The organism is Natrinema sp. DC36, from assembly GCF_020405225.1.
Classification (GTDB): domain Archaea; phylum Halobacteriota; class Halobacteria; order Halobacteriales; family Natrialbaceae; genus Natrinema.
On the sequence record NZ_CP084473.1, the window covers coordinates 80,197 to 105,661 of the forward strand.

24 protein-coding genes and 5 pseudogenes are annotated in these 25,465 nt (G+C 53.6%); 20 read left to right on the forward strand and 9 right to left on the reverse strand.

From position 1 onward, the window contains the following. The first annotated feature begins 242 nt into the window (after positions 1-242). Positions 243-806, forward strand: a complete 564-nt coding sequence (locus tag LDH74_RS21455; protein WP_226042797.1) for a hypothetical protein — start codon at positions 243-245, stop codon at positions 804-806. 140 nt (positions 807-946) lie between these two features. Here the strand turns inward: LDH74_RS21455 and LDH74_RS21460 are convergent, their stop codons facing one another. After that, positions 947-1,312: a hypothetical protein gene (locus LDH74_RS21460; RefSeq protein WP_226042798.1), complete on the reverse strand. Its 366-nt coding sequence runs from the start codon at positions 1,310-1,312 to the stop codon at positions 947-949. 238 nt (positions 1,313-1,550) lie between these two features. Then, entirely contained in the window at positions 1,551-2,834 is a 1,284-nt protein-coding gene (locus tag LDH74_RS21465; RefSeq protein ID WP_226042799.1) for a transposase, read from the reverse strand. A 56-nt stretch (positions 2,835-2,890) separates the two neighbouring features. Here LDH74_RS21465 and LDH74_RS21470 point away from each other — a divergent pair, with 56 nt between their 5' ends. Together LDH74_RS21470 and LDH74_RS21475 are read left to right on the forward strand one after the other, a co-directional pair. Then, a complete protein-coding gene (locus LDH74_RS21470; RefSeq protein ID WP_226042800.1) occupies positions 2,891-3,031 on the forward strand; it encodes a hypothetical protein in 141 nt (46 codons plus the stop codon). A 421-nt stretch (positions 3,032-3,452) separates the two neighbouring features. Beyond that, the gene (locus LDH74_RS21475; RefSeq protein WP_226042801.1) at positions 3,453-3,662 is read left to right on the forward strand and encodes a hypothetical protein; all 210 of its coding nucleotides are present in this window, start codon (positions 3,453-3,455) and stop codon (positions 3,660-3,662) included. On the opposite strand, the gene LDH74_RS21480 is transcribed toward LDH74_RS21475, so the two are convergent. Then, the gene (locus LDH74_RS21480) at positions 3,659-3,931 is read right to left on the reverse strand and encodes a helix-turn-helix transcriptional regulator (RefSeq protein ID WP_226042866.1); all 273 of its coding nucleotides are present in this window, start codon (positions 3,929-3,931) and stop codon (positions 3,659-3,661) included. The two genes, LDH74_RS21475 and LDH74_RS21480, sit on opposite strands and share 4 nt — an antisense overlap. Before the next feature lie 453 nt (positions 3,932-4,384). Between LDH74_RS21480 and LDH74_RS21485 the strand changes: the two are divergent. From LDH74_RS21485 to LDH74_RS21505, 5 genes and pseudogenes are all read left to right on the forward strand, one after another. Beyond that, positions 4,385-4,587, forward strand: a pseudogene (locus LDH74_RS21485) (hypothetical protein). Positions 4,588-5,149: 562 nt separating this feature from the next. Continuing rightward, entirely contained in the window at positions 5,150-5,770 is a 621-nt protein-coding gene (locus tag LDH74_RS21490; protein ID WP_226042802.1) for a helix-turn-helix domain-containing protein, read from the forward strand. A gap of 84 nt (positions 5,771-5,854) precedes the next feature. Further along, positions 5,855-6,253, forward strand: coding sequence for a type II toxin-antitoxin system death-on-curing family toxin (locus LDH74_RS21495; protein ID WP_226042803.1), 399 nt, complete (start codon positions 5,855-5,857; stop codon positions 6,251-6,253). 33 nt (positions 6,254-6,286) lie between these two features. Then, on the forward strand, positions 6,287-6,457 hold the full coding sequence (locus LDH74_RS21500; RefSeq protein WP_226042804.1) for a hypothetical protein: 171 nt from the start codon (positions 6,287-6,289) through the stop codon (positions 6,455-6,457). Between the two features lie 150 nt (positions 6,458-6,607). Then, a pseudogene (locus LDH74_RS21505) lies at positions 6,608-6,822 on the forward strand (hypothetical protein); the annotation flags it as partial. Positions 6,823-7,063: 241 nt separating this feature from the next. Here LDH74_RS21505 and prf1 read toward each other — a convergent pair. Then, positions 7,064-8,140 (reverse strand): peptide chain release factor aRF-1, encoded by a 1,077-nt coding sequence (gene prf1, locus LDH74_RS21510; protein WP_226042805.1) that lies wholly within the window; start codon positions 8,138-8,140, stop codon positions 7,064-7,066. Between the two features lie 856 nt (positions 8,141-8,996). Here prf1 and LDH74_RS21515 point away from each other — a divergent pair. After that, positions 8,997-9,893 (forward strand): DNA-binding protein, encoded by an 897-nt coding sequence (locus LDH74_RS21515; RefSeq protein WP_226042806.1) that lies wholly within the window; start codon positions 8,997-8,999, stop codon positions 9,891-9,893. A gap of 215 nt (positions 9,894-10,108) precedes the next feature. After that, positions 10,109-11,089 carry an HNH endonuclease gene (locus LDH74_RS21520; RefSeq protein WP_226042807.1) on the forward strand — a complete coding sequence of 327 codons (981 nt, stop codon included), beginning with the start codon at positions 10,109-10,111 and terminating at the stop codon, positions 11,087-11,089. A 431-nt stretch (positions 11,090-11,520) separates the two neighbouring features. On the opposite strand, the gene LDH74_RS21525 is transcribed toward LDH74_RS21520, so the two are convergent. Continuing rightward, entirely contained in the window at positions 11,521-13,011 is a 1,491-nt protein-coding gene (locus LDH74_RS21525; protein WP_226042808.1) for a HEPN domain-containing protein, read from the reverse strand. A 156-nt stretch (positions 13,012-13,167) separates the two neighbouring features. On the opposite strand from LDH74_RS21525, the gene LDH74_RS21530 reads away from it, so the two are divergent. The 5 genes from LDH74_RS21530 (at position 13,168) to LDH74_RS21550 (ending at position 18,826) form a co-directional block, all read left to right on the forward strand. Next, positions 13,168-14,460, forward strand: a complete 1,293-nt coding sequence (locus tag LDH74_RS21530) for an ATP-binding protein (RefSeq protein ID WP_226042809.1) — start codon at positions 13,168-13,170, stop codon at positions 14,458-14,460. A 344-nt stretch (positions 14,461-14,804) separates the two neighbouring features. Beyond that, positions 14,805-15,770: a hypothetical protein gene (locus LDH74_RS21535; protein WP_226042810.1), complete on the forward strand. Its 966-nt coding sequence runs from the start codon at positions 14,805-14,807 to the stop codon at positions 15,768-15,770. A 722-nt stretch (positions 15,771-16,492) separates the two neighbouring features. Continuing rightward, the gene (locus LDH74_RS21540; protein WP_226042811.1) at positions 16,493-16,972 is read left to right on the forward strand and encodes a hypothetical protein; all 480 of its coding nucleotides are present in this window, start codon (positions 16,493-16,495) and stop codon (positions 16,970-16,972) included. Then, positions 16,965-17,390 carry a hypothetical protein gene (locus tag LDH74_RS21545; RefSeq protein ID WP_226042812.1) on the forward strand — a complete coding sequence of 142 codons (426 nt, stop codon included), beginning with the start codon at positions 16,965-16,967 and terminating at the stop codon, positions 17,388-17,390. The genes LDH74_RS21540 and LDH74_RS21545 overlap by 8 nt, the downstream gene beginning before the upstream one ends. Next, entirely contained in the window at positions 17,387-18,826 is a 1,440-nt protein-coding gene (locus tag LDH74_RS21550) for a 7-cyano-7-deazaguanine synthase (protein ID WP_226042813.1), read from the forward strand. Before LDH74_RS21545 ends, LDH74_RS21550 begins: the two co-directional genes overlap by 4 nt. 11 nt (positions 18,827-18,837) lie before the next feature. Here LDH74_RS21550 and LDH74_RS21555 read toward each other — a convergent pair whose 3' ends face one another. Continuing rightward, complete coding sequence (locus LDH74_RS21555; RefSeq protein ID WP_226042814.1) at positions 18,838-19,245, reverse strand: hypothetical protein; 408 nt, start codon at positions 19,243-19,245, stop codon at positions 18,838-18,840. Positions 19,246-19,397: 152 nt separating this feature from the next. Between LDH74_RS21555 and LDH74_RS21560 the strand changes: the two are divergent. From LDH74_RS21560 to LDH74_RS21580, 5 genes and pseudogenes are all read left to right on the forward strand, one after another. Beyond that, positions 19,398-20,060, forward strand: a pseudogene (locus LDH74_RS21560) (transcription initiation factor IIB family protein); the annotation flags it as partial. Between the two features lie 19 nt (positions 20,061-20,079). Continuing rightward, positions 20,080-20,712: pseudogene (locus LDH74_RS21565) on the forward strand (hypothetical protein); the annotation flags it as partial. A 334-nt stretch (positions 20,713-21,046) separates the two neighbouring features. Next, positions 21,047-21,712 carry an RNA polymerase subunit sigma-70 gene (locus LDH74_RS21570; protein WP_226042815.1) on the forward strand — a complete coding sequence of 222 codons (666 nt, stop codon included), beginning with the start codon at positions 21,047-21,049 and terminating at the stop codon, positions 21,710-21,712. A 2-nt stretch (positions 21,713-21,714) separates the two neighbouring features. Then, positions 21,715-22,410 (forward strand): nucleotidyltransferase family protein, encoded by a 696-nt coding sequence (locus LDH74_RS21575; protein ID WP_226042816.1) that lies wholly within the window; start codon positions 21,715-21,717, stop codon positions 22,408-22,410. Between the two features lie 123 nt (positions 22,411-22,533). Continuing rightward, positions 22,534-22,755: pseudogene (locus LDH74_RS21580) on the forward strand (hypothetical protein). Between the two features lie 485 nt (positions 22,756-23,240). Here the strand turns inward: LDH74_RS21580 and LDH74_RS21585 are convergent. The 3 genes from LDH74_RS21585 to LDH74_RS21595 all read right to left on the reverse strand — a co-directional run bounded on the left by LDH74_RS21585 (position 23,241) and on the right by LDH74_RS21595 (position 25,394). Further along, positions 23,241-23,567, reverse strand: a complete 327-nt coding sequence (locus LDH74_RS21585) for a hypothetical protein (protein ID WP_226042817.1) — start codon at positions 23,565-23,567, stop codon at positions 23,241-23,243. A gap of 172 nt (positions 23,568-23,739) precedes the next feature. Next, positions 23,740-24,126 (reverse strand): hypothetical protein, encoded by a 387-nt coding sequence (locus LDH74_RS21590; RefSeq protein WP_226042818.1) that lies wholly within the window; start codon positions 24,124-24,126, stop codon positions 23,740-23,742. A gap of 197 nt (positions 24,127-24,323) precedes the next feature. Beyond that, positions 24,324-25,394 carry a hypothetical protein gene (locus tag LDH74_RS21595; protein ID WP_226042819.1) on the reverse strand — a complete coding sequence of 357 codons (1,071 nt, stop codon included), beginning with the start codon at positions 25,392-25,394 and terminating at the stop codon, positions 24,324-24,326. Positions 25,395-25,465: the final 71 nt, after the last annotated feature.

Genomic DNA, 25,465 nt, shown 5'->3' on the forward strand with positions numbered 1-25,465 from the left:
ATGAGATACGTCCCCACTCGAAGCCGGCCGCTTCCAGCGCATCGATACCGTCTGGGTGCCCCCCGCTCGAGTCCTCGACCAAGGACTTACCATCTGGACCTGATTGGTCGAGGAGGAATCTGAAGGAAGGGAGACCGCTCGTTCCAGTCAGAAACTGCTCTCCTCCACCGACAACCCGCTCTCGAAGCCGTTTTTTCGCTCCTGACGGGTGAGGCGCGACGATATATGCCTCGAGAATATCCATGAGTACAGATCGACCGATCCATCGCGAGCAACACCAGGATCACCACCATGATTGCAACGACACCAGTGACCGAGAGCGACGCTATTCCGGCGACGGTGCTCGACTGAACGGGCACGAACTCGTCGCCATCGACGAGTGGCTGCCAGGCACGGAGCCAACACCGTACGAGATCGACCTCACCGATGGTTGTGAGTACCGCACGCGGTACTGGCGCTGCCGGAACTGTGGCCAAGAACGAAATCATCGTGACGAGTTCATCGAGCACTGTGAGACACCAGATTCACCGACCCCGCTCGAGGCCGGTAGCTACTCGATCGAGGATCCGCGAACCCGGCGTGCATTGAACGAGGAGATAGACATCCGATTCGTCAGGGTGGGCTCGATCTACGAGGTCATTAGCGAGAGCGGGAACACCTACACGGTCGATGTTGAGGCAGGGACGTGTACCTGCCCAGATTATGAACAACGCCAGCCCACTGATGGTTGCAAGCATCTCAGACGTGTTGATCTTGAGATCCGAACTGGGATCACCCCCGCTCCGAATGGGACGTTCAATCGATGACGGTAGTTGGCGGCATTATTTCTCTATCCAATACTGACAATGAAAGCATCATTCAGTACAGGTCAAGAGGTAACGGAGCAATGAGCGATCTATCCAAGAGATAATAGAATTACATGCTGAATACGGAGGTCAAGATACCATCATGCTATTGAGGAATATCCTTCTTCGAATCCCCAAATGCTTGCCCAGATCATACCAATGCCCAGAAGGGTGAGGAGATTGATAAAGCCTAATCCCCATTCTGTCAATATCCCGCTCCCTAAGGCACCTAAACCCAGTGAAATCAATCCTAGGATAATTGTGAGGACACCTGTTCCTAGTTGCATACTGGAATCGGTTTGTTGACCGAGGAAGGCCTGCGGCCCACCGAATCCTACAATGAGGTAGATCGCGATTCCAGCGGGGGTCACTGCCAATAATGTTGCTGTATTTGTGACGGCGCTAATCGCACCGTTGATTGTGAGACTTGCTATAACACAAACGAGAGAAACATATGAGAACTTCATATTGTTCGACATCATGCATCAGATATTAGTCTTGTGTGGCCTGTAGCCCCTGTGGTCAGAGAGAGATCCAGTGACGAGACCCGGTCTGGTGATCTTCTCGTCCCTGAATTCACGTGGTTAGGCACGGCCCAGAGATTATATTCATCAGCGCGATCACTCACGAACGAACCGTTAGGTAGGCACACATGACATCCTCCCCGGCGTTTACGCCGGGGTTTCCTCGCGCTGGGAGTCTCGGCTATGCCGAGTCCACGGAGGCAACTTGCGGGTTCGTGTGCTCCTCGTTGGAACGGGGAGAGCGTGGTGACTCCAGCCATTCGTGACTGTCCCACTTGAGGCACACAGGCCGTGCCATCGGCCGTGCTACGTCTGTTTCGTGCCGCCTCAGGAACGTCTCGCTTGCCGAAAGGTCTGCGTGGCCCTCGAAGCCGCAGGTGCAGGTCAACGTGTCCTGGTGTCGCGTCGTGTCCTCGGTCGAACCGCAGTTCGGACACGTCTGTGAGGTCCATGCTTCCGTTCGAATCTCGACGGTGATACCGTACTCCTCGCCGGTGCAACTGAGCCGCTTGATGAACCGCCGGAACGCCCAGAAGTTGTGCAACTTGGCGTTCGTCCGAACCGACCAGTGCGTCTCAAGTACGTCGGTAAGATCGCCGACATACACTGTCGAAACGCCCTCGTCGTACAGCCGTTCGATCAAGTCGCGAGCGATCTCGTCCATTGCGTGGTTGCGCCGTCGCGTCCGGCGTCGATACAGTGAGTTGATTTGCTTCGAACTGTACCGGCCTTCGCGGAGCTTCGATTGCAGTTCTGCGATCCGTTGCGTATTCTCGCGGAACCGCTTGAACAGGTCGCGACCTTCGTACAGGTACTGTTCGCCAGTCGAAACCGTACAGGCGACGATATTGTTTGCGCCGATGTCCAGAGCGGCGGTTTCGTCCGCCAGTGGGTGTGCCAGTCGAGAATTGTCGATAGTGACTGGCTGAAAAGCCCTGAATGTCTCGCTCACATCGTCGTAATACAGTTCCAACCGGCCCTGTTTGTCGTACTCTTTCCAATTGGGTTCGCCGCGAACCTTGAGCCGGAGACGCTCGCGGTATCCAAGACCGTACTCCTCTTTCAGGTCTTGGCCGACAAGAAGTTCGAGACGGGAGTGTTCGCCCCATTCGACCGAGTACGAGGTGTTTCGGATGTACGTTCGCAGGTCGCGTCCCTCGTCTTGGTTGCCCCAGAAGCCGGGCTTGCCGTTGGCTTCGTCCTTTTCTCTGAGTGCGAAGAACGAGCGCCACGCTTCGCGGTTCTTTCGTTCGATCTGCTGAACAGTCGACGCGCCGAGCGTACCGCCGTACCGACCGCGGTACTCGTCGATCTCCCAAACGTCGCCATCCGGGTCGTCGAAATTGGTACGGCGCTGATAATTGATCTCGTTCCAGAGAGCGGCTGAAGCGTCCAACAGTCGATGAAGCAACTCCTCGTCCTCGTCGGACTGGGGAACTACTTCGAACTCGTTGGTGCGCTTCATCGCTACTTCTGTGTACGAGCGTAACTAACATAAACCTACGGATTCTCGTAGACACTGTGTCGAACCACGTTAACATCGAAGTCCCTGACGACGAACAGTACGAGCGCATCAAACGCGTGAAAAACGAACACGGTCTGACGTGGCGAGGGATGTTGATCCACGCCGCTGACGACTTGGAGACTCCATCTGGGGAGTAACCGGTGGTTCGCGTAGTCGAGTGGCGCGATTCACTCCCGTCCTCAGAACGCGAAGCGTTCTGATGTGCGAACGAGACGCTTCGCGTCTCGTCAACGCCGTAAACGGCGGGACTCTCTCGCTGTTTTAGGTAGTTGTCGTTCAGCACAGGGGCTGTACTTATCGCGGGTTTTACGATTCATTCTAAAAATAGAGAGAGCATGCTACTATCTCCTGATAACTACTCGATCAGAATAGTGAATTCGTCGTCAAGTTCAACCGTAACAGTGTATCCAGCATACGGAAACTCGATCGTCTAGGTTCTATCATCAATTGAGAGGTGAACAATTGGAGGGTTATACGATCCAAATGCCCCATCTAAATAGACGTTCATTGATTATCATCGTAGAAATATTGAAGACGTTCCAATTGATACTGTGTAGTATGAGTCCAAGACTCACGCTCGAACCGGTTGACACTGTCCCCTCAGACTCCCAAGTATGCCACTACGACGAACTGAGTGAAGACGCGAAAGAAGAACTCCCTCTCCTCACAGTCTCTGATGATGTCTGTGTCGATGGATCAATTGCAAACGGGTTCCAGAACTGTGATCTCGTGAAGTATACCGACTACTACGAGGTCTCTGTTATCTAATCGATAAACTGTTCCTTCCACTTCTGTCTGTCCTCAATCGTCTCCTCCCCCTTATCTGCAATTGCGTAGTAGTTCGTTCGCCTGTCGAGTTGTCCTTTCTCAACCAACTCCTTGTTGACGAGCGTATCGAGATTGGGATAGAGCCGTCCATGATTGATATCGGCGTTGTAGTACTGTTCAACTTCTTCTTTGACGTCCTGGCCTGATGGTTGGTCTGCGCCTGCGATGACATACAACAAGTCGCGTTGGAATCCTGTGAGGTCGTCCATTTTGTCGGGTTCCATTGAGGATAGTGTTTGCTATCCATCCGATATCATATTGTAAGCCCCACTGTAGTTACCGAATCGCCCGATTCGGTTTCAGGAATTTTCTGAATAAAGAGACCGAACTACTATCTACTGATAAACTGCGGGTTGAACTGGTCGTTCGCTCGAGATGGTTTATCGCCCCAGGAGGGGTGCGGGGGTTCGACTGAAGCCCACCGCAGCAATCCATGCGAACAACTGATGTAGCAACAGCGTCGCCAGACGCGGAAACGACCCGATACCTGGAGCGAGGTATCGGCAGATGACCGAGCGCAACGCGTGTCGAATGTCGAGTTGTTCGGCACTCATTCGTGATTGGGCAGGATCCGCTGGCCAGTTCTGCTCGGACAATTGTGAAGTCCGGTACAAACACCTGCAGGCGGACGCTCGAGACGCGGCTCAGGAGGCTGTAGCCTGATGCTCGAGCAGATCGACCACCGTGGCAAGCGTTTCACGATCGATGACGACGATATCGTCGACGACGAGAGAATTGACCGCTGTCGTCGGACAGACGCTCTCGAACGGCAGGCCCAGAGAGAGAGTGCCGTGAACTCGAGCGGGCGAAAACGGTCGCTGGTCCAACTGGTGCAAATCCTGACGTCGAGGTGATCGACCGATGACGCCAGACGAGCCGATCCACAGGACGTCCCTGAGTTCGACCAAGCTCCCGGTGTCGACGATCTGGTTCCCGACTCGGCGTACGGTGATCAGAGATGTCACCCAAAACGTGGCGCCGTGGATGGTGGTCAGATTCCCGTCGACGATCTGCATGAGGTACTCCTCGAGGCCGAACAGACTCTGAGAGAGATCGACGTACAACTTCCTGAGCCACTGATGCTCGACAGGTCACTCACCAAACTGAGCGCTACTGCAGACGCGTATGCTCGGCTCGATTCTGAGCACCGCAACGGTGGAGACTAGGTCGCCGTACGTAGCGTATCCGCTCGTCGAAGGTAGATCCCTGTCTCTCCCCCGGGGCTTGGTCCTCTTCGACAGTTCTGCAGAAGAGCGACTGAATTAACCAACACTCCGGACTGTTTCCTACACAGTGTTGGTTAACGCTGTGCTAACTGAATTCCTTCACTCGACCCCTACTCGCCGCCTAGTACCTCGTCACAACGCCGGCGGAGTGACCCCAACACCCTTTACTGGTTCGCTGTAAACTGTAATCAAGAACGACCCGTGTCACGTACTCCTAATCGCACCGACGGCGACATCGTCCGGAACTTCCTCTCGGTCGCCGATCTCCTCGAAGAGCCACAGCTCGCCCAGCTGTACGCGTATCTCACCCGGGAGGGCGAGGCGACCGTCCAAGACGTGATGGACGACCTCGAGCTCGCCCAGGGGACCGCCTACAGCTACGTCAACCGGCTCGTCGACGCCGGCGTCATCGACGTCACCGACGACGAACAGCCCCGGCGATACGTCGCCCGGGAGATTGACCTGACCGTGACGACGGCTGCCGGCGACCGCGAGTACACGATCACGCCGGCGTTCATCGATGCAGTTGGCCGCCGCGAGACGAGCGCCGACATCGACACCTACATCGACCGCCACGGCGTCGCCGGCCTCGCAACGGCGCTCACCTACGCGGTTGCTCGGGAGCGCGGCGAGGTAACCCACCGGCTGATGGCGGAGGAGCTGGACATCTCGGCGCTGGCTGCGGAGATTATTCTGCAGGCGCTCCGGCCCGTCGTCCACGAGCACTACGACATCGAGGCAGAAGGGGCGTCGCTCGATGAGTTGGACATCGACGACGGTGACTCGATGACTGTCAACACCACTGACGGAGATAACCGATAACTAGGCCATCCCACACAATCGACGATGAGACCTGATCTCGACGGTTGAGAAACGGTTAACGGGCGGCGTGAGAAAGTCGGATACGTGACTGACGATCTCGCGTATCCCTCTGTCGAACTTATTCTGGATCTCCACGACCAGATCGTGGCAGAAGGCGACACCACGGAACCAGGAGTTCGGTCAGAAGACGTGATTTCCTCAGCGTTGCAGTATATCTCGGAGGGGTTTTTCGGGGAGGTGCCCGAGACGATCCATGACAAAGCTGTCCATCTGATGCGACTGCTCGTTGCGGAGCATCCATTCGTCGATGGGAACAAACGAACAGCGCTCCGAACGGTGGTCGTTTTCTATATGACGAACGGGTACAGGTTCGAGTACAGTGATGAAATCAGGGCCCTTTTGCACCGCTTCGCAACTGACGAAGCCGCGGTCGACATAGAGACTGCAGTCATCTACTTCCGGGCCTGTGCTCGTCGCAACTGATAAAGGGACACACAGAGTATACTCAACAGAACAATGGCGTCCAGCACCGATTCCTCGACGGCGGTTGACGACGAGGTCCGCCAGCTTTACGAGCGGTATCAGGCGGCCGAGAGCGATGCCGAACGTCGCGAGATCGCCCTCGAGATGGGGCAGCTTGACGGACGCCGCCACGCGGAGATCTATGCAGCACTCGAAGACGAGTAATTCGTCACGATTACTCAGTGCTTCCGTGGCTATCGACGGAGCAACCAGTATACGTCAATAAGCTTGGAGAGGAGAACTACTATGCTGAACTCACATGAATTCGAAGACGATCAGCGCCAGAATATAAACGAGATGGCTGCGGCTAGCGACACCGATCCAGTTCAGTTCACGGCCGCTCGCAAGTGGGTGCGTGGTCGATGACCGACGAGGACGCGGACACCCAAGAGATCGCGGCCACTTACTACGATGACGAAATTACCATCGACCAGCTCACACAGCTCGTCGGCGCCGAAGCGGCGGCGAACCTGTGGGTGTTGAAACAGCAGTTGGACGAGGACTTCGTTAACGAAGTGGCTGACGCGTGACCGCTCACAGCGTCGCACCCATTGGTTCCCCTTGTTGACCCACCTCACAAACTTCCCAGCGTTATGGAAGGCTGGCCCGCCACCCGCTAGCTTCAATCTCCGCTCCAGTCGACAAACGGCATAGCTGCTACTGGCGCCATCGAACCCACCTGGTTTATGGCCGCTCGAGCTTGTCTGCGCGATCGATGACTGCCTTCAGATCCGTACACTGGGACGCTAGAACAGTCCAATACTACTCGGCTTAGTTGATACGGAACCGGAGGAGCGCTCCAAGGCCCCCGAATGCAGTATCGAACTGAGCACCTCGATCTGTGTCAGTCGACACAACGAGACACTCACCGCCTTGGTCGGTCGTCGCTGCCTCCATCTCACGAATCTCCGCTGGTGGCCGTGCGTCTGAAACGAGAAGGACGTCGACTGCTCCATAGTCGAGGGCGGTTTGCGTTTCATCAGCTCCGTAGGCGACATCTCCACCCTGTCCCAGCGCCACGAAGAATCGATCGAGAGCTTCCCGTTCCCGTCGGCGCTCAGCATCAGACAGTACGTCCTCGGCACGCTCAACGAGCTGCGAGAGACCCTGCTTGGTCGCGTACTCAATCGGATAGACGCCTAGTATGTGGTCCCGCAACTCGTGGTGGAGATAGTCATCCTGCTGGAACTCGTCGACGGTGATCGTCGTCCCGCCGAGGATGACGCCATCGACAGTGGGCTCATCGAGGAACGTCTGCTCGGCAGCGTCGGCGACCTGCTCGAAGAACTCGTGTTTCTGGCGGTCGCGCTCACGTTCGAATCGCTGCGCACTCTGACCGCCAGCACGGGATTTTCCCATCACTTGACTCTCGAAGGTCCGACTGGAAACGATGCGCTCGCCAGCGAGGCGACCAAGGGCGGCACGGCCCCGTTCGAGAACGACCAGACCGTACACCTCTGACGGGGTGAGCGCCTGCTCGACGGGGGCGGTCTCGAATTCAGCCGCACAGCGGTACAGCGAGACGTCGACGGGGACGTCGAGATCGTCGAAGACGGCGTCCTGCAGCTCACCGTCGACGACACCAGCGTAGATGACGAGGCCGCTTGGTGGGGTCTCTTCGTACGCTTGGAGGAGGCGTCGGATGCGTCCGAGAGCGTCCTGGACGTGAGTTCGTGTCTGATCGGATTTGATGTTCGCAGCCTGTGCATATTCGCGGTCGATGCGCTCACGGACCGCATGGAGTGATTTGTCTGGCGGGACGGCCACGGTGATGAGCTCGGTGCCCTCGCCACGGTAGTTTGTGAGCTGGTCGATTCGATCGCGGAGTTCGTACTCGGTGGTCTGCATTTGTCTCGGTGAAAGTGGCGTCGCTGCACGATGAGAAGGCGATACACCCGCCGGCGCCGCTACCAACTACGAAAGAACAGAGCAAGCGCTCATCGTCCGTACGTTCACCTGTTGCACCGGCGGTGTGTGGTGCATACTATGTCGTTCGTGACGGTGCAGGATAATGCTTCCGTCGAGACGGTTAGCGGTGGCCGAGAACGGATAGAAAGCCCTCGGCCGCTCGGCATCCCGCGACCCACGCTGCGCTCCTCGTGCCTGTGGTGCTTGCGGGGTCGGGGGACGACCGAAACGGCCTCGCCCTTTCTGAGTCAACCAGGATATCGGCTGTGTGACTGAGCGTCAAGCCCGGTTGAACAGGTTCTTTGTTACGGCCCGCCCCGCTCGCCGCTGCCGCCCTCCGCGTCGCTCGCGACCGACCATTCCGGGCGTGCGGGCGCTCTCCGCACCGCCCGCGCCCGTTCCGGGCTGAAATGCATGTGCCCTCGGCGCCAGCGGGTATCCCCGTCGGTTGCGCCCCTTGCGGGCTTTCGCGTTCCAGCGCTTTGTGCCGCCTGCGCTGTCGCGCGCCACACGGCGGCGCGCGTTCTCGACGACAGTTGCCCTGGACACGGTCCCGCGCATCGGACCGGACACGAGCGGGCATATCCCGCTGGACGCTTACTCCGGGCGGATCGGCGCGCGGTTCTGGTTGGGTGACCTTCCTTTGGCGCGCTCTCGCTCGCGCCCCAGGGGCGCTCACGAAGGCGCGAGCGAGAGCGCATAGATGGTTCTGTCGGGCGTTGTCGTCGAAGAACCGCGATGTAGGAGCATCGCGGTGTCGGGCGCGTGAGCGCCTTCGGAACTAGGTTGAGTTCCAATGTCAAGTAAGAACGTTACCAGTCAAGTAGTTTCGGTCGATGAACAGGCATTCGAAAAAGCGGGCGAAGCGGCGGTCGATGAAGAGGGCTTCGAGGTCGTCGATGAGACGCCGGAGTTCCAAGCGACGGTGCAGATGGAGGTGCAAGCAAAAGTCGATGCGAACCACCCGGACGGGATGGTCGACACGAGTGAAGAGCGGATCTATGGTGCGACCCTCGAACAGGAAGAGCGCATTCGGGCGCGGGAAGCTGAACTGGAGCGCATCAGTGCCCAAGCGGAGATGGGGACGCAAGAAGGTCGGGAAAAGCGTACGCGAGACATCGCAGCGAAGCGGAGTGCTGAGCGGCGTGCAGAGTTTCAGAAGCGGGCGGCGAGCGTGGACCCGTGGGAGGACCCAGAGCGGGACGACCCTCGTGCAGAACTGACGCAGGAGCAGTTGGCGGCGGTGAACAAGCAGTCGATGCGGCTGGCGGAGAAGCTGGATGGCTGGTCGCGAGCGGCGATTGGCCGGCGACTGGGTGAAGCCGTAATCAGTGGGAAAGACTTGATGAGTGCGGTCGTCAGGGTGTTCGAGGAGTTGCAAACGGCGCCGGGGCAGGTGGTTCCCATCGGGAAGCTCGAGGACGTCAATCGCAAGGAGGTGAGTATCGAAGGTACCGTGACGCAGCTGTGGGAGAGCAACTCGCCAGCAATTCAGCAAGTCGGACTCATCGAGGACGACAGTGGGAAAACGAAGCTGACGTCGTGGGTCGCAAGTGACCAACCCTGGATCGAAGAAGGCGAACGAGTTCGCATTCACGGGGCTGCGAAGAACTGGTACAACGGGCGCGTTTCCATAGCGCTCACCGGGTGGAGCACCGTACATTTCCCTGAGCGCAGTCGGTGGTGGGAATAGCCAGTCGTCGTACCCTCTTTTTTGCTACGTGCCGGACCGACCCAGACCCCACCGCCCCACCCTCCGCTCCGTGCTCGCTTCGCTGCGCGCGCAGCCACGACCTTGTTCCGCAGTCAAGGATCTGCTAAGACCCTTATCGAAAGAAAGACGAGAGGAATTTTTTTCTGCGCCGAGAGCGGTGAGGCGCTAATCTACTGTCGGCGTCCTGATCTTCGATGGAATCAGAGAAGCGAGTGTATACGTGTGAGATTTGTGGAGCCGAGTTCGAAACACCAGGAGCAAAGGGCGGTCACAAACGAGCGCATCAGCTCAAGATCAGCCGCGAAGAATTACTAGCGGAACTTCGGCGGCTGGCGAACGTCTCGGAGCGGGCACCGACAATGAAGATGATGGACGAACAGGGTGCGTATTCTGCGGCTTGTATAAGGCAACGGTTCGGTACTTGGGGAGATGCACTACGAGAAATCGGATTATCACCGAACATCAGATACGACATTCCGCCAGCGGAAGTCAAAGAGGACATCCGAACGATCGCAACAAAACTTGGACGTCCACCGACGTCACCAGAGTACCGTGCACGAGGGGATTTCTCCGTTAGCCTTGCACAAAATTTGTTTGGGAGTTGGAATGAGGCACTAGCAGCTGCTGGGTTTGAGCCACAGTTCGAACACCGAATCCCCGAGGATATTCTCCTCGATGAAATCCGGACGCTTGTCGAGGCACTGGGGAAGGTCCCAACAGCGACCGATATGGACGAGTACGGTCGGTTTTCTTGTCGGTGCTATTTTGATCGATGGGACGGCTGGCAGGCCGCAGTTCGATCTGCTGGCCACGAGCCAGTTGGTCGTCCATCAGGCCCTGCCAACGGCAACTGGAAAGCGGACTCAAAGGATGAGCGACGATACTACGGGCCGAACTGGAAGGCTCAGCGGGCGAAGGCGCTTGAGCGAGACAGCTACGTTTGTCAAACACCAGGTTGTGACTGGTCACAGACTGCCCATCGTGAGGCGTTCGGGAAGGGGCTGCACGCCCATCATATCCAGCCGCTCCGCTCATTCGAAGACAGACACGACAATGTGGACTTCAAGCAGGCCAACCGGCTTGAGAATCTCGTGACGGTTTGCGTTCAGCATCATCGCCTATGGGAACGAGTCTCGCCGCTTAGGCTGGATATGAACCGGTCACCTCGAGACTAAAATGTGTAACTCAGATCCGGTGTTCTCGAAGGCTCAACTAGTGAACGTCGATGGTCCCGTAATCACCGTGGAGAGTAGGTTTTTCTGCCCTCCAAGGGGGCGGAGGGCACAGCGATAGCGTGTCCTCAACGAAGTATGTCCAAGGAAACCACTCTTACAACCCGTAAGCGACTTCGAATTCATCTTCAAGAGGCGAAACGAGCGACCACCTCTCCGGCCGTCGAGGCACAGTTGGCGGCCGCGTTGGATGTCTGGGGCGACCTGCCGCCAACGCCGTTACAGGAGTGTCCAATCTGTGGGAAAGTGGGATTGCCAGAACGAATACAGCAACACAGGTGTGGAACCCAAGATCCGAATGGTGAGAATATCCGGTTCTAATACGACGTGGTGACTCATTTCGTGACTCAAAACCCTCTAAGTAAATCCAAGAGTTAGCCGAATAACTCAGACGAGTCCACACCAAGGGCTGCTTCATCCATCAGCTCGCCGATCTCGTCAATACTCAGTCCTGTCTCCTCAGTCAAGTCCATATAAGCGACGACAGAAGCGCCCATGAAACGGCGCGCTTCAGCTACCACGTCTTTCGGATGGTCGAACTTCTCGTCTAGCACCTTTAAACGACTATTCCGCTCCAAAACATCCGCAAGATACTGATTCTCGTGCACAATATCCCCCCTGAGTGAGTAGATATCCTGTAGAAACTTTTGGATGTACTCTCGTTCGTAGGGTAGCCTATCGTGCAATATCTGGCCTCCACGTAGTTTGAGTCGGAGGGTAATCGAGCCCCCCGATCCAACCCCTTGGAGAAGAAGTCCCTCAAGCCCAATTAGACAGTCAAGGAGCTGATCTTCGTAGAACCGCTTCGACCAGATCTCATTGAAGCGCTGAATTGAACGCGTGAACTGACCGTCCCTATCAAGACGAATCCGTTGACAGTGACGTCCCCAAAACTCGGTGAATTCATCAACAGAGTCTGGATACAGTAGGAATGCTTCTTGCCGTTGTGTTCGGTCTTTATGCGCGTCTCCGATTACTGTGAAGTCGGGAACCCCCTCTCTGAATTCAAGCCAACTGGGTTCTTGTCGGAAGGATGTGCCAACTATCAGGTCTCCTGTTTCTGGGTCGGGGTCAAAAAGCCGCAGTGCAGTCGCTAACCGCTCTCCAATTTCTTCCCCCGGGTCATAGAGAGTGCCTTCAGGTTCTCGTGCCGCTATCTCTGCATAGATTTTGTACTTACAGGCGTCAACAGGGTTGAGATTGAACCGCTCCCCTCCACCTGCGGAGGATGTATGGACACCCCGTCTTTCTGGATCAGTAATAGGGCAGATCTTAAGCGATTCAACTCGATAGTAATTGTGACGTCTTCGACGGAGTTCAAATTCTGGCGATAATTCGATAACTGCCTCGTCGTCTCGTGGAATATTGAATAGGTGAAGTGGAATGATGATCTCAAAGGTTTCCAGCCCGGTCTCGTACTTCGTAAGCCAGTGTTCCTCGAATGCCCGATCGAACCCTCCATCCGTGACCACGTAGCCGCCCGAATAATCCATCACTGTGCCAGCGAAGTTGAAAAGCGCGTTAACGTAGGAGAATAGATTAGGTTCCTCAGGGGGTTCATAGTCCTCCGGTGCGCCGAGAAATACAACGTCTTCATCATCAGGGTCCGCAGGCTCGTTAAGACCAAATCCGTTTCCGGTCTCGTGCATCCACTCTGCAGTCTCTTCGAAGAACTCCTGCTGGCGTGAGGAATAGAACGTAATGATCCGGGAAGGCTCATCGATGATCTTCTCTTTCCTGTCCATCCGATCTCCTGCAGCAATTCGGAGTTTAGGGACGAAATCCTGCTCCTCACGAACGGTTTCAACGAAATCATCCACACACTCTCTGACCCGCTCTTTCAATCCGCCTCCCGAACTGCCCATAGTAGGGAAAGTGACCAATTTGTCTTCAAGACTATGCTACCACCGACACGGCGGTGGCTACGAAGGGTTGCTTCTATCGAGTCTACTGATCGACAATAGGAATCTGTGAGCATTCATTAAGTAGATTCAAGAAAGTATGAGTCACCAGGTTATAACATGAGTGACGGGAAGCTGGCCCTCGTTAATGAAATAGCCGACAGTGGCGACCTTATTGTAGGTTATATAGACGGTTCCGGGTCAGCCACCGTATCTAATCATACGGACGATGCCGAAGTCGGTGATATTGTCGAAGTTGAAGAGACCGTCCTTGACAGGGACAAAGCCGTAGAAGTCGTCAAGAAAGGAGGCTACGACCGAGGCAGAACTGTCGGGGTTGTAGAAGCCGTCTTCAACCAGACCATTGCAGTAAGAACCGAAAACGGACTCGTCGAAATCAATCGTCCCGATGAAACCATAGAGAAAGGATACACTATCGCAATAACACCTTCTCAAACATTCTCTCAGGTCTTAAGCGAGGAACCCATCGAGATCACGCCCAAGCCAGATCTCGAAGTAGACGCAATCAACCTGAACCTGGGATCTGACAACGAAGATGAGCAAGAAGAAACCGAGCAAAGGAGCTTATACCAACCTGAAAATATCGAAGATGTCATATTTGACGATGTGATCGGGTTACAGGACGCAAAAGACCGGCTTACAGAGGCAGTGAGCCTTCCAATGGAAAAGCCCGACAAGATGGCTGAATTCGATCTTGAAGGTCGGTTCGGAATCCTGTTCTACGGGCCTCCAGGCACCGGGAAAACCATGATGGCAAAGGCAGCTGCCAACGAATGGGGATCTTCCGACTCATTCTTCCATATCGGTGGACCAGAAATTGTGAGCAAATATTACGGAGAGAGCGAACGCCAGATCCGAGATGTCTTCGAAGCTGCCAAACAGAAGGCAGAGGAAGAAGACGAACCCGCAGTAGTATTCATCGACGAGATCGACAGCGTCGTACCACGCCGGGATCGTGCCGATGAGACGGAACGCCGGATCGTTGCACAGTTTCTGAGTGAGCTAGACGGGTTAGAGGATCGAGGAGACATCGTAGTGATCGGTGCAACCAACTTGGTCGAGATAATTGATCCAGCGGTGCGACGACCAGGACGATTTGACGAGGAGATTGAATTCAGCCTGCCTGACGCCGGAGAACGAAGAGATATTCTAAAAGTCCACTCACAGAATATGCCTATTTCCTCATCCGTGGATTTCCAGGATATCGCGGAGCGGACTCGTGGATGGTCGGGTGCCGACCTTGAATCCATAGTAAAGAAATCCGGACTCATAGCGGTCAAAGAAGACCGGCCAGAAGTTCATCACGAGGACTTCATGATCGCTTTCGAAAGGTTTGATGAGCAAAGGGAGGTTAAACGCCAGCAGATAAAGGAGGTGAGGCAGCGGGAATGACCCGTCTAAAAATCCGTCAAAGAATGTATTCAGTGGTGTCACGGCTACAGCGATGGCTTGCTAATAGCCAATTTGACGATCTCCGAGAATTCGTTTATCTGGACGAAATCAGTGTAAGGAGTCTCTTAGCGTCTACTGGTGAGGGCGGTATTGTTTCTGAGACGGTCGATGAGGAGATGCGAAGGCGACGTTCTGGGTCTAGTGTAGGCGGTTCGATATCTGCTGGCTCGGCCTCTGTCAATGCGAAGGTTTCAGAGGAAAGTGAGCATCAAAGGACGACAGTTGAGACTCGGAACTACGACTTGATTCAGTCAAAGTTTACTAGGTTGTACAGGAGCGATGTAGTGGAGAAGAAGCTGTCACTAGATCAGATACCGAAAGAAGATGAATCTGTAGACGACCCATTTTCAGGACTTGCAACCTCTGAGTTGACTCGTGGTGATGTAGTCGAACTTCGGGTGAATATTTCCGCAAATCTCTTGTTCAGGTTATATCGGGCAATTGATTACTTCGCTGACGCGTTCGAAGACCAAATTGATTCTGATATCGAAGAAATGCTGGAGCTGATCGGCAGCAGTCTTGGCAATCGTATTCCGGTTGTCGGCAAGGCTGTTGATTACAAAGTTGTCGACGAAGAAGACGGGAAGACGATCAAACGCAGCGCTGAACTTGATAGCGACGAGAAGGTGGACGCAGAAGATCTTGAGATTGTTACACTGCTTAATTTGGATAGTCTGTGGGTTGATCCGATACAGACCTTATTCAACAATGACCGGTTCGTGGTCTACTGTAGAGTGGAAGATGTGGATATTGATCGTTGGTATCCGTTGAAGGTGACTCGTGCGATTAATAGTCTCTCAGAGCCGGCGGCGGAGAATTTGAACCGGGAATTCGAACGAGGACTCCAAGATATAAGGAACCAATTATCTGAAATTCAGAATTTTACCGACTGGTCCACTGATTCAGCTGCGCAGTGGAGCCGAGATATTCAGCAGTACACCGAATCTTTGGAAGACGAGTACGATCAAGATGTTTCTGAGGACGAACAGGAGCAGTTGATTGTAGAGGCTTTGGGAACTGTTGATGTTGGCGATGAGGTTAGTCAAACAGCACAACGAAAGAAGGTGCTTAACGCCTATACAGATTCGTTCATCGAGATGCTTGACCTAGATCCTATTGGTGATGAGAAACGTCAGCAACTACGCTCAGACGCTTCAGAAACTGTTGGGGCTGGCAACCAGATCGATGAATTAGACGGAAGTAGCAACGTATTCCGAATTGAAGCGAAAGCCGTAGCGATGTACTGGTGAGGGAAACATCGAGATATACTGCATCTAATAACCGCGCAATTGAAAACTCACACCATCCATAGCCCTCATTCTGCGCTTCGTTTTATGTTTAGAAAGCGAACCTCGGCACTCATATAATCTAAGTGGAATATAGGATATACAGAATCCAATTCGTTATCAACTATATCTGAATAATCTATATCTGACTCAATCAATCGAAGAATCCGGCGTATCTCCATCTTCAAATGATAATCCTTCTCCGGATTGAGCGTAGCCTGTTCCAGCTTATCCGAGATCATTTACACAGGATATAGTGACAGGAACTAATATACATCCGGGATCTCCCAATGGATTTGTTTCCATCCCCATAGTCTGTATAGGAACATGATGGCAACAATAGGAGTAGAGACGGAAGACAAATCGGAGAAGATTATAAGATCGGTGACCGGGTCCAGCTTGTTCTTGACAAAGAACTAAGTCCAGACAACTAGTAGCACGGCAAGAAGGTCATCTCACCGGTATAGAATTCGATGACGTCGGCTCGGTAACTGGAAATCCTAAAGACAACTTTGTGTACAAGATTGAACTGGATGGCGGAGAGTCACCGGACCTCCATCTTAGAAGGTGCGATCTCAAAAAGCCGGAGTAGTTACCGAATCTTTAGTACTAACACGAAGAACCCAAGGCGCTGGTGTCACTGGCCAATAACTATTTATGGTTAGTGTTTCAAACTTTCTATATAAATGGGAAGTGCATCTGCTAGTTCCTCAGCTGCATCTAATATAGGATATGAGGATGCGAAAAAGGGGATGAACAAAGCCTTAGAATCAGACAGAACTCAGATCGCAGTTGATATCGCTGTGACAGGAGCTTTAGCAGTACAGCCCAACGGTCCGGCAAAAGTCACGACCTACTCCTACCTCAAACACACAAACACCTTTATCCAGACAACGAACCAGGACGGTATCCAAGCAGGTATCGAGGCCACCGGAAAAAGCGCTATCCAAGGAGAGATCGTAAACCAGATCTCTGGAGGAGTAGTTCACAGCTCACAGCAAGCGGTTTCAGCGGCTTCTGAAAACGAGACAGTAGGAAGAGGGGTTGATGAAGTAAACAACAACTTTGGCACGCCTTCAGAGGAAGCCGCGAAAGCTACTCTTGGAAGCGTTATCTCAAACGGTGCTGATGCGATGAAGACAAAAGGTTCGAACGACGATGAGTGAAGATCCGTTCGTAGACGATGAGGAGGCGGAACAGAACATCCAGGAGTTCATCGAAGAACATGGGAACGAAGGCCTGTTTGTGGTCTACTTCCGCCAGTTCATCTTTAGCTTCATAATACAGGAACTGAAGTCTAGCGACGACGAAATCAACGATATTGGAACACAGCTTCATCTCAGTGCGGACGGCGATCAGCTTCTCAAAGATCAACGCGAACAGATGTTGGAACGGTGTGAGCACTGGGCTCAAGACCTCGTCGACCATCTGAAAGAAGATGACGTCGTATCCGAGGTCATTGAATCCGGAGACATCTCTCGGCTTGAAGACGACGACATTGAAGAGCGCGTTCATCAAGCGATACACGAGAAGTTCGGCGAATGGGAAACCCTTCTCGAAACATTTCTGGAGGACCTGGAATGACGACGGAGAAATACTTCGCTCTGCGGCATCCTGAGTTTCGGAAACGGGCTGACTCGAAGATCCGGGAAAAGGATGAGACGGACTACGAAGAGGTTATAGCGGTTGTTCCGTACAAGGAGGACAAGTTTCCTCATGAGGAGGATTATAACAGAAGGGTACCTGCGGAGGCAGATGAGTCTATCAAATACGATCACTCTATCACACATCACCTATTCGGAGAACGGGTACCAGATATTGTTTTAGATATTGTTGAGATCTCGGTGATCACGTTTGCTGCTGATAAGGCGGCAGACCGCGGAATCCAGATTGACAACGAGGATCTTGATGAGAGCCGGCTTAACACCCGGAACATCAAACTACAGATCCCGGTCCTCTCACCAAAGATGGCGACCGAAGAGATGGAACAGCTCTACTCGGAGATGGTGTCTCATATGACTCGAGATATCATCGAGTACGACTTCCAGCTCGTCGATAAGCAAGAATCCGTAGAGGTATCTACTAATCAGAGTGAGTTTGATGCGGTTTGTCTTCTTTCAGACGGATTGGACAGCACAGCCGGGATCTACCATAATCTGAGGCGAGAAACAGACTCGGAGCACGTTACAGTCAACTATGGAAGCGGAGCCGGATCGAAGGCCAAAGAGATAGCGGACCAAGCAGATGTTAGTTCACGGATCTTCAGAACACAGTACAACGACAAGGGTGAATCGACACAGTTCTCTCGAGGACTGCTTCATCTTAGCTTTGCAGCTGTAGCGGCGTCAGCCCATGGAACCGAAGAAATACGGTGTTTCGAAAACGGGATTATGGCCCAGTTCCTCATACTATCAGAGGGCTGGATGACCACTAGAACAGTTTCACCGCTGTTCTTGACCTACTTCAACAAGATACTGGACAACGCTCTTCCACAACCCATCGAAGTCAAGAACCCGTTCGTCAACCTCACCAAAACAGAAATCATAAACAAAATTCCCAGCACAGAGTTAGTCCAGAAAACCCTTTCCTGTCCTCACAAATCCTGGTTCGGACATAACAACTGCGGGCTTTGTATGCCCTGCCTCATACGGAATATCGGTATCATCAGAAGCGACCATGAAATCCCATTAGAAGTTCTATCCAGATACGATCCACTGCTTTCAGCGGACTTCGAATACCAATCCTTCGAGGTAGATGGCAACGAAAATCTGAACAATTCTGCAAACACTCCAAGTATATTCTTCAAAGGAATAACGGAGATCGCATACTTCTGTCGCCGTATCTTAGAGGATGACCCTCGCGATCTCGCAACTGAGCATCCGGAGCTATTGAACAAGCCGATATACGAACAACACCGTCAATTCGCTGAAAACTTCACAGAAGCTTTAGAACTAATTTCCGAGCAGAACTCTACCATCCAGACCCTACTAACCGGTCAACAGCACAAACTACCCCAGTAGCCCTGTAGGATCTATCGATTTTCACGGATCTGTTCCTGCAAATCTCTAAACGACTGTTGGAGCCGAGCCATCTGCGTTTCAAGCTCAAGGACACGGTCAACTAACTCCTCGTACTCCATCTCCTGATATTTCTCCGTTTTTCGATCGCTGTCTCGGAATACTAGCTCTGCATCTTCAGTGAGGTTTACCCTTTTCGGTGCTTTGAAGACCCGTTTCTGACGGTCGACAACTCGCTCAGTGTAACCTTCCGGTTTGTGGATAGTGATCAGTCCGAGATTCTTGAGCTTTGTGAAACAGTAGTTGACCTCGTGGTTCTCCAACGTGGTTTCGGAAGTGATCTTCTGGACATCATCATAGCCTTCCCGAATCTTCTTGAGGACCGCTAAATCCTTCTCTCGGAGCGGGTATTCGTCACTCATAGGGCCCTTCGTTACGTTGTTGAGGGCTACAACGCCGTAATTCAATCACGCCAAATCCCTCAGTAGGTGCGCCAGTCCTGCACAGAGTCTTTCGTCCCCTCAATGGGTGAGGGGCTCGCCGTACTGGCGGGTTCCCGAATACGGTGAGAACGATGGCAACCAGAGACATCTACGAGACTGGCTTCGACGAAGACATCCGTACGGAGTCGAGTACGAACCAATGTCCCGAGTGCAACGGGCAGATCACGACGAACGCTGTCGAAACAGTCTGCGAGGACTGTGGCCTGGTCATCGACGAACAACGCATCGATCACGGGCTGGAGTGGCGGGCATACGACGAGAAGTGTGAGCGAATGGGCGCCCCGCTAACTGCTGCTCGCCACGATCGGGGCTTGTCGACGGAAATCGGTCATGGCACCGACGGCAAGCGAAACGAAGTCTCCGGGGAGAAGCGATGGCGGCTCGCTCGGATGCGACGTGAGTAGACCCGTGGACATTAGCGACCGAAAGCGGAACGGAATCTCGCACACGGTTTGGGCGAGGTTCGCCGGCTGGCGAGTGCCCTCGAGCTCTACGACTCGGGGCGCGATCAGGCGTGTCAGCTCTTCCGAAGTGCCCAGAACGAGGATCTGCTTCGTGGCAGATCCATCGAGGCCATCGCTGCGGCCAGCGTGTACGGGGCCTGCCGGTGTAACGACCTCTCACGGTTGGTGGACGACGTCAGCGAGATGGCCCGCATCGCGGAGTCACGAGTCACGAACGCGTACAAAACGCTGAACGAAGAGCTGAGGCTCCCTGCCGAGCCCGTCTCCCCCATATGTTCGTAAAGCCGCCAGTACGGACGACACGGCGGACGCGACGCTCCTCGGGATCGTCCACATGGTCGTCGAGTCTACCACGTTCTACGGGGCCGTCGCGAAGGGCGGGGCCGCTGCGAATCTCCTCACCACCAACGAGGCGGAGCCGGCCGTCGACGACTACACGCTCATCTACGACCTTGACGAGACGCCTGCGCCTCAGCTGGCCGACCGATGGTCTCCGGTCCCCGCCGCGGTACAAACTGCCTCAGCAGCGGGTGGGCAGCTTCTCGCAGCCGCCCGCGACCGAACAGGGTGGAGTGGGTACGGACCGTCGGAGCGCGACCAACAGGCCCCGACGCGGCTCTACGACCAGTGTGGAAACGGTATCCGCGACGAGTCACGCCTCAGTGAGGTCCTCAACGACGCCGACGACCAGGCGTGGTTGGTTCCAGCAATTGCGCTGACCGAGACTGCTGGTGAGGACGAGTCTGATAGCCAGCGTCCATCGGGACCGACGACGGAGCACCTCGACTGTCAGAACTGCGGGAAGGCGACCGACCATCAGTTCGAGACCCACGAATCGATCCCTGATGAGACGTGGATGGGACAACCAATCTGGGAGTGCCAGGTGTGTGGGACAGCTCGCTACGGGCCCGCTCTCGAGTAGCGCAGAGATTAGCTCACTGATTAACCAACACAGACGAATGAGGTCGAGCTTCGTTGGTTAACGAGGTGGTCACCCCGTATCGCTCCTCGAACTCTCAGTGCTGACGTGTCTCACTTGGCGTAAGGAGAGATATTCGTTGGCCAGTTTTTCACCCCCTGATGGGTGCCGGGGATTGAACGAGCACCCTGCGAATAGAACGATGAGCTGGATAAGTGATCCACAGTCATCTGGAGAGTCACACAATTCCTCGCTAAAGATGCTCGCCAGATCCAGCCAGCAGATCTACACGAAGAGTAATTCTTTTGTCTGCTGCACAAAATTGTGTAACCATAGGATGTACGAAGTGTGTGGTGAGAAGGAACTCAAGGTCATCCTCGCGCTCGATTCAGGAGATTCCATCTCCGGCGTCGCACGGAAGATCGACGAGAACCGGGAGACGATTCGGCGCGTCGTGAACCGTATCGAAGAGGCGGGATACGTCGCGTACGATGATGGCCTCCACCTCGTCGACCAGACAATCCGAGACGCCGGTCTCAAGTTTCTGATGTCGTCAGCAGACATCTCGCCACCGTCAATTTCAGAAGCGTATGTCCTCCCCCAGTTCGCGGGGATGGATTATGCATACACTGCCATCGATGCGGTCTACGTCTGGACCCGCGGTGGCTATCAGGTCGCTCGCGATCCAGAGGACTATCCGCTATTCATCGCCGTCCGCGAGTCCGATCTTGACGCCTGGACGGCGTTCTTCGATCGGTTCGGAATCCCGACTGTGGAGGAACGCCAGCCCGCCGACGACCTCGATGGCACCATCCAGGTCGTTCTGGAGCCACGGTCACCGATCGATGCCGAGATGGTCGACGGACGGCCCGTTATCCCGCTCCAGGAAACCGTGGCGTTCGCAAACGAGTACTACGCGACCTTCGAGTCCGCACTCGACATGCTCGGACGGATGTACGACGACGTCGACACTGACGCGAGCTACCGCATGGAGCCAGCCTAATTATGAGCCAAGAAGACCGCAGTGTAGCACTCATCGAGGTCCTCGAAGAACTGGAGCAGTCCGATATCGGGTTCGTCCTCGTTGGTGGGTATGCGATCAGTCAGTTCGAGACGCGATTCTCGACCGATCTCGACCTCGTCATCGCCCCGGACGACTACGACGAAGTCATTGCTTTCCTCGAAGCGCGCGGGTTCGAACGTCAGGCTGACCTCGAAGTCCCACCGGAAGAGACCATCTACAATCGTGAAATTGAACTCTTCGAGCGCGCCAAAGGGCTTCCTCACCCGGTCGGTGTGGACATCCTCGTGAACGGTCTCGGCTGCCGACAGACCGGTGCAGAGTGGTCATTTGACTATCTGCGCAAACACAGTTCCCCGACGACGATTTCAGGCGGAACTCGGTCGACGATCGCCCGAGCAGCTGATGGAGAAGTGCTCGTCGCAGCCAAGCTCCATAGTGGCCGGAAAACGGATCTCGCTGATGTCCTCGCTGCAATTCCGTCGATCGACCTCAACATGGTTGAGACGCATCTGCATCGTGGAGATACTGATGCCCTCCGGGAACAGCTCAGTGATGCACAAGCGTTCATCAAAGAGGGTGGACTCGATCACCGGTTCAAGAGCATGTTCGGCCAATCTTTGGCCTCGGCCGAGGATATCGATACGCTCCTCGAGTTCCTCAAGCGGCAACAGAAGTGAAACAGTGTTCGCTGTGACAGCAGCAGCGACGGTGTCTGTGAGTAGCCGTCGCTGAAGTCGAGCCGGACAGGGAACGAACTGGCCGCTGTTTGTCGTCGCCTTGAGAAGGCTGAGGCGACAGAAGTGAGTGACTCTTCAGATTAATCTGTCGGATCAGATGGTCACACACCAGAACAGCGTCTTGAACCACCAAACACCCGACTTATCAACGCTGGTATCGCGACAATTCACGACATGGAGACGCTGCGAGCCTATATCGCCTACGAGAACGCGAACCAGGGGCGTGTCCAGATTCTCCGTCGGCTCGAAAATCGGGCCAGCGAAATCCGCGCAAAGGATGGCTGAACCTGTGGTCTTGGGCTGTTTGTCGGCACCGTCATGGGTAGAGGCTCGAATGGAATGAGCAACCGACCCGTGATCGAGACCCAGCAACAGACCGCGTTCGGAGATAAAGGCTAACTCGAAGTTATAGGACGAGCGTCGAAATCTCACTCGAAGGCTTCGTGCGAGCGGTGTCCACACTGCGTCCCGAGTACGAACGCGATCCGCTGCTAGGTATCGTTGGCCACCTTGAGCAACTGTTCTACTTCGTTCTGGCTGAACCAGACCTTCATATCGTCGCGGTTCCCGTGCTGTTGCAGATTCATCCGTCCGGGTTACCTGCATTCCAGACAAAAATCACCAGCAATCTAGTTATTTCAGTGATCCTCGAGGGAGTGATTGGGGAGATTCTGTCCGACACTACCGTCGTTTTCAGACACAGCGCTCGCAGTAACTACAGATACAAACTACACACATACAATACTAATCTGTATTTCTTCTCTTGGTGCCTAAGAAGAGATAGTAAGTAGAATTACAACCCCCACGGCGATTGAGGAGTACGTGTACCAGATAATGTTGTAATATCCTTCTGGGAGTTTAGTCTCCGTCGCGTATGACAGAATTGCGATTCCGCTCACGACGATCCCGATGTCGGCGTATAAGAGCAACCATTCTGGCGGCATTAGAAACTCGTATACATAGACGTTCAACGCAATTCCGTTGGCAAACATTGCTGGCCGGCTAACGTAGTGCTTCTCGACGAGAAATCCTGTAATGATTAGACCGAATACCCCCAAATTCACGATGAAAAACTCAGGAAGCGACTCTACTAACATATCGTATATTACTGTAAAATACAACAACATGAGTATTTCGACGCGATGACCGCAACTCACTTAGTATACTGAGCGATGTATCCTTCACCTGCACTTATTATTGAGCCGAGTTTGGTCGTCCGACCCTGTTCGTATTCTCAGACACAGTGCTTCCAGTAACGACGGATACGAATCAGTCAAGCCCAAGTCGCTGTTTGATCCAATGTTCCCACTCGAATTCCAGACTATAAATTTTGAGTAGCGAAAGGCGCTCCTCATACCCGTCAGATTGTCTGATTACTTTTGGACGCCCGGGCGGATTGGAGTCGAGAATATACTTCCCACCACGTTTTCCTTCGACCTTGATGTTCGGTGCGCCACCAGTACCAAATCCTATTTCAGTGATATAGTAAGCACTTTTGTGCTTCATGTGGTTCGAACCGGACCACTCAATAAGATACTTTTCCGGCTTGTTCCGATCCAGTTTGTTGATAGCGGTAGATACCCCGTTGGAACTAGGTGAGGAGAGGCCGTAGAGTTCGAATTCATCGACTCCATCAGGTTCGCTATTTGAACTCATACGGCCCGTGTTAGGACTGATGTGTGATAATTGTACTTGCTGTACTTAGCGGACCATGGTGTCCCCGATCTACGTATTATCCCTGCAGAACGCGAAGAATCGCACTATCAGCACGAAAACCAGCCTGAATCTCGACTCAAATGACCACGAGGAGTGGGTTCGCGGACACGGTGTTTACGGTAAAATGTAAATAGCATTCAAAGAGAGAAGGATTTAGGTTTGTATATTGCATGCTCCGAATTCAGTAGTTTCGATCCATAAATATAACTAGCCATGTGTATGAGGTTCTCTTCGGAGATAGTCACATCAACGTCGAACCATGGTAGGACTTCTACGAAGATCGGTTCACTAAGTCTTCGCTCACCATCTTCAAACAACGCGTGACTCCATTTCTGATACTTTTCTTTTGCATTCTGATCAGGGTCGGCGAAACATGCCTGACTTAGTGCTCCTAGATGTTGGTTTTCGCCGTATCCCCATCGTGCCATTCTAGATTTATTTGTGATCTTCGCGAGATCATGATTCAATTTTCCAGTCCCATTTTTGTCTCGACGACATATCCCGATATATCTCGGCACGTCCTCCTTCAGATCCTTAGAGGTCTGTGTGAGATTTTCTCGAGAGTACATGAGATAGAGGACACCATCAAGCGGATTCCGACGAGAAATCGGCATCCAACTAAGAGATCGCTCACTCTTTGTGTGTACTCTGGCTCCCTTAGTGACGGTATTAATTACCTGTTGTTGGATTGTCTCTGAGACGAGATCCGTCCCTCTGCCGCAGATTTCTCCCTCTGTCAATGCGTGTTGTAGAACGAGTGTCTTTCCTGTGTGGTTAAGTATAGCTTCAAACTGGTCGCTATACTGGAGCACTGGTCTGTTGTCCTCACCGAACGTGTCAGTAGTCACCATCTCAGTACCAGGCTCTGTTTCGAACAGCGGTGTCGGAGTATAAGGATTCAGCTGTAGAACTGGAATCTGAGCGTTTAACGCCGCACAGGTGTACGGAGTGAAACCATTCCTATGTTTCAACAAGAATTGCCAGTATGTTTTCCAGAAATCTTTGATGCGTTCGTCATTTGCCTTTTCATCACCAAATTTTCCCACCCAAATATCTCGTAGATCGTCGTTTCCAATAGTACGGTTTTCAATAAGCTGACGAAACACTGACGGATCGAACACACCTTGGATCGTCTCGTCGTACTTGTCACTTTGTGAATCCACCATTTCTTCAATCTCGATTTCAGTATCTTCATAAATGACAGCCATTCACTAATATAGGATTAGGGTTGATGTATAAGAGTGTTTCTACAGGAATATTAGAGCCGTGATGGAGACGA

Coding starts and splice junctions, on each gene's coding strand:
- LDH74_RS21520 (WP_226042807.1), top strand. CDS start 10,109: ATGGAATCAGAGAAGCGAGTGTATACGTGTGAGATTTGTGGAGCCGAG.
- LDH74_RS21465 (WP_226042799.1), bottom strand. CDS start 2,834: ATGAAGCGCACCAACGAGTTCGAAGTAGTTCCCCAGTCCGACGAGGAC.
- LDH74_RS21595 (WP_226042819.1), bottom strand. CDS start 25,394: ATGGCTGTCATTTATGAAGATACTGAAATCGAGATTGAAGAAATGGTG.
- LDH74_RS21460 (WP_226042798.1), bottom strand. CDS start 1,312: ATGAAGTTCTCATATGTTTCTCTCGTTTGTGTTATAGCAAGTCTCACA.
- prf1 (WP_226042805.1), bottom strand. CDS start 8,140: ATGCAGACCACCGAGTACGAACTCCGCGATCGAATCGACCAGCTCACA.
- LDH74_RS21585 (WP_226042817.1), bottom strand. CDS start 23,567: ATGTTAGTAGAGTCGCTTCCTGAGTTTTTCATCGTGAATTTGGGGGTA.
- LDH74_RS21525 (WP_226042808.1), bottom strand. CDS start 13,011: ATGGGCAGTTCGGGAGGCGGATTGAAAGAGCGGGTCAGAGAGTGTGTG.
- LDH74_RS21540 (WP_226042811.1), top strand. CDS start 16,493: ATGGGAAGTGCATCTGCTAGTTCCTCAGCTGCATCTAATATAGGATAT.
- LDH74_RS21550 (WP_226042813.1), top strand. CDS start 17,387: ATGACGACGGAGAAATACTTCGCTCTGCGGCATCCTGAGTTTCGGAAA.
- LDH74_RS21545 (WP_226042812.1), top strand. CDS start 16,965: ATGAGTGAAGATCCGTTCGTAGACGATGAGGAGGCGGAACAGAACATC.
- LDH74_RS21555 (WP_226042814.1), bottom strand. CDS start 19,245: ATGAGTGACGAATACCCGCTCCGAGAGAAGGATTTAGCGGTCCTCAAG.
- LDH74_RS21500 (WP_226042804.1), top strand. CDS start 6,287: ATGGCGTCCAGCACCGATTCCTCGACGGCGGTTGACGACGAGGTCCGC.
- LDH74_RS21480 (WP_226042866.1), bottom strand. CDS start 3,931: ATGGACGACCTCACAGGATTCCAACGCGACTTGTTGTATGTCATCGCA.
- LDH74_RS21475 (WP_226042801.1), top strand. CDS start 3,453: ATGAGTCCAAGACTCACGCTCGAACCGGTTGACACTGTCCCCTCAGAC.
- LDH74_RS21455 (WP_226042797.1), top strand. CDS start 243: ATGAGTACAGATCGACCGATCCATCGCGAGCAACACCAGGATCACCAC.
- LDH74_RS21590 (WP_226042818.1), bottom strand. CDS start 24,126: ATGAGTTCAAATAGCGAACCTGATGGAGTCGATGAATTCGAACTCTAC.
- LDH74_RS21570 (WP_226042815.1), top strand. CDS start 21,047: ATGTACGAAGTGTGTGGTGAGAAGGAACTCAAGGTCATCCTCGCGCTC.
- LDH74_RS21530 (WP_226042809.1), top strand. CDS start 13,168: ATGAGTGACGGGAAGCTGGCCCTCGTTAATGAAATAGCCGACAGTGGC.
- LDH74_RS21575 (WP_226042816.1), top strand. CDS start 21,715: ATGAGCCAAGAAGACCGCAGTGTAGCACTCATCGAGGTCCTCGAAGAA.
- LDH74_RS21515 (WP_226042806.1), top strand. CDS start 8,997: ATGTCAAGTAAGAACGTTACCAGTCAAGTAGTTTCGGTCGATGAACAG.